The 3,515-nt window shown below is 50.1% G+C and carries 2 protein-coding genes; both read right to left on the reverse strand.

What is annotated here, in order from left to right; genetic code table 11:
* Positions 1 to 1,117, reverse strand: a 1,117-nt coding sequence (locus tag HKN79_00430; GenBank protein ID NNC82017.1) for a TCR/Tet family MFS transporter, incomplete at its 3' end; no start/stop codon positions are given.
* A 366-nt stretch (positions 1,118 to 1,483) separates the two neighbouring features.
* Positions 1,484 to 3,331 (reverse strand): tetratricopeptide repeat protein, encoded by a 1,848-nt coding sequence (locus HKN79_00435; protein ID NNC82018.1) that lies wholly within the window; start codon positions 3,329 to 3,331, stop codon positions 1,484 to 1,486.
* Between the last annotated feature and the right edge of the window lie 184 nt (positions 3,332 to 3,515).

The following is a 3,515-nucleotide window of genomic DNA, read 5'->3' on the forward strand; positions in this document are numbered from 1 at the left end:
ATGGGGATGAATCAGAAATGGCGAAGGAGAATACAGTAGAGGCCAGGATCGGTCCAATGATGGCCGTGATGCTCACCAGGCCGGTCAAGGCGCCTTGTAGATTGCCCTGCTCATTATCCGGGACCTGATTGGAAACCAGGGATTGAAGCGTAGGTCCGGCCACTCCGCCTAAAGAGTAAGGGATGATGAAGGCATAGAGCATCCAAGACTCAGAGGCCATGCCGAAGAGGGCCATTCCAATGCTCCACAGGGAGAATCCGACCAGGATCACCTTCTTCTGACCGTAGATAGGCACCAATTTCCCGACCAAGAATCCCTGTGCAATGGAGACCATGATACCTACAGCCATCAAGCTGTAGCCTATCTCTGCTTCACTCCAACCGAACTTTTCTATGGTATAGTAGCTCCAGGTGCTGGGCAGGGATTGCCCAGCGATATGGGCCAAGAAGAAGGCAAAGACCAATCCGAGTATGCCCTGATACTTCTTGAGCGAGACCAGGGACACCCCGGGAAGCATCTTCTGATAGACCAATGGCCTACGTTTCTCGGGCGGGAGGGACTCCGGCACAAAGAAGAGCCCTAGTAGGAAGTTGGCAAAAGTGAGACCTGCTGCGATGTAGAAGGGCAATCGCACATCGATCTCTCCGAAGATGCCTCCAATGGCCGGACCGATGATGAATCCCAATCCGAAGGCCGCTCCGATGATCCCGAAGTTCTTTGCTTTATCCTCGGCTGTGCTGATATCGGCCACATATGCCGTGGCCACCGAGTGGCTCGCTCCCGTGATACCCGCCATGATACGACCGATGAAGAGCCAGAGTATCGTGGGAGCCAAGGCATGGATCAGATAGTCTATGGAGAGCATGAAGAGCGATGCGAGTAGCAGAGGGCGTCTGCCATACTTGTCACTCAATTCTCCCAAAAGAGGAGCAAATAGGAATTGCATGGCGGCAAAGAGGGAAAGCAACCACATGCCATAGATCACCGCCCGGTCCAAGCCTTCACCGGAGATCTCCTGGATCAGACTAGGCAGCACCGGAATGATGATCCCGATCCCGATCATATCCACCAACATGGTGATGAAAATGAAGGTCAATGCAGTCTTCTTATTCCCCACGGATACAAAGGTGCATTTTGAATCGATCGGGCGTAGGACGCAAAATAAAAAGGGACGACCCCGGATGTCGTCCCTTATGCATTACGTGTAGTGATCGAGGAGAACGAAGCGCTATGACTTGATCTCTGTGAGCTGGATCGGTCTCGGATTACTTAGAGCAGATCCAACCGGATGTGATGTGATATGAAGTATTCATGATATTCTGGATTTATGTGTCTATTGACTTATCGAGAGCAAACATGGGGATAGGAGAGGCTGCTCGGATAATTTGACCATGGACAAGGGGTAGACTGGAAATCTGAACACGTTGACAAATGGTAGACAAGGTATTCAACCCCCTTGTTAATCAACTATATAGAATTTCTCCTAAATCGAGAGAATCAGCGATTCCAGACTGTCATCAGGTTGAAGTCCGAGCTTTTTACGGAGTCTATAGCGGGATTTCTTGACTCCATCATCGGAGATATTGAGCATACGAGCGATGTCCTTGTTACCCAGATTCATGCGCAGGAGTGCGGCCATCCGTAGTTCACCTTTGGATAGATCGGGATAGCGCTCGGTGAGTTCTTTATAGAAAGTAGGATTGGTCTCTGTGAAGAGGCTGATGAATTGATCCCAGTTGCTCTCCATCTGACCTTCCACCTTCAGGTCGGTGCGCAGACCGCGGATCTCCTTCTGTGGGTCATCGCTGCGAGCTATGCTGTCCAATCGTTCTCCCATGGCGGTCAGGAACTCATTCTTGTGGGCCATGTTCAATGCATTGGAAGTCAGTTCCCGGTTCTTGAAGGCCAGTTGATCAGCCAGACGCTGACGTTCAGTCTCTGATAGTTTCATTTCGGCCAAGTGGAGTTCTTTGGCCTTCTTCCTGCGTTTGACCTCCCGATTGATGATCAGGAAGAAGAGCAAGGCTGCTACGATCAGACCGATGATCAGGCCTCTGCGTTTAAGAGCATCGAGTTGGGCCTCATTCTTCAGGCGTTCTACCTCGCGTAGGTTCTTCTCCCTCTCGAACTGTTCTCTGAGCTTTCCGATGGTTTCTGATTTCTCCAGTGAGAATATGGAATCCCGCAGTTCAGATTCTTCCAGTTTCATAGTGTAGGCCTTCTCATGAAGTCCGTTCATGGCGTAGGCTTCAGAGAGTATCTTCTTGGCTCCGGGCAGGTAGTCCATGAATCCTTCTTGTACACATATGTCATGTAGATCTTGAGCATATCTGAGGGCACTGTCCGGCTCTTCGGTCTTCAGATAGAGCTTGGCGATATCCATCTTACATGAGGCGATACCGATCGGAATGCCGTACTCGGTGCATATGGCCAGCGACTCCATATAGCTATCTATTGCTTCTTGTTGTTTGCCCAGATTCAGATATGCTGTGCCCAGCAGGCTCAGGCTGTTGGCCTTATTGGCGACATGGCCATTCGCATCACTGATCTCCACCACCCGTAGAAGATCATCTGCGGCCTCTTGGTAGCGTTCCATATCGATGTACATGTTGGCACGTTCGAGATAGACATAAGAGGCATTATCCAATTCATCATGGCTCAGGAAATAGTCCAGCGCCTGGTCCTGATAGTCCAAGGCTAAAGAGTCTTCATCCAGATGATGATAGATCACTCCGATATAGGATCGTATGCTGGCGGCAAAGGAGTAATCCTCCACTTCCTCGAATAGATCCAAGGCACGATACAGACTCTCCAATGCCTTGTCATCATTTCCCAGCTGGGTCTGAATGGAATATTGGGCGTAGTAGATCTCGGCCAGCTCGGCCCGGTCCACTTCGGATTCGCGCTCCAGGACCTTCTCGACCTGCACCAAGGCCGAATCGAGATTTCCGAGGTACTTGTGTGCATTGGCCTTGGCCTTGCGCAGCTTGGTCTCTATCAAGAAATCGCTGGGATCTTCTTTCAATCCAAGATTGGCCTGGTCCACCGCAGCTTGATATTCGAAATTGGCCATGTGACCCATCGTGCGCAGGAAATGGGCTTCTGGCAGAAGTGTCGGATCATTATTTCGCACATAGTCCAGATAGAGGCGGGTGATGCGTTCGGCACTATCCAGTTTACTCTCATGGATATAGCGCAGGATCAAGGATTCATCGACTCCATCTGGATCGAGGGTCAGGTTCTCATCCTGACCGTTGAGCAGGAGAGGTGCTAGCAGGAGTGACAAGAAGCAGAGGATGATCCATCTGTGACCCATGAATGTTCGACTCATAAAACAAGTATAGGAATCCTTTCAGCCTAAAGTGCAATTAAGAAGATCTGAAAAACGATTGCATAGAATTCCCCTACGTCATCGATTTGACCTGTTCTCTAAATGCAAGGGTCAACTTATAAAAGGTATCGAACACCCTCGTCTCTCCATCTGTTCGAAGGAAGAAATGCTCCTGGCTTTGAAA

The organism is Flavobacteriales bacterium (assembly GCA_013001705.1).
In the GTDB taxonomy this organism is placed as follows: domain Bacteria; phylum Bacteroidota; class Bacteroidia; order Flavobacteriales_D; family JABDKJ01; genus JABDLZ01.

What these genes read in the sequence shown, in the direction of transcription:
- HKN79_00435 (NNC82018.1), bottom strand. Translation starts at nt 3,331, where the DNA reads ATGAGTCGAACATTCATGGGTCACAGATGGATCATCCTCTGCTTCTTG.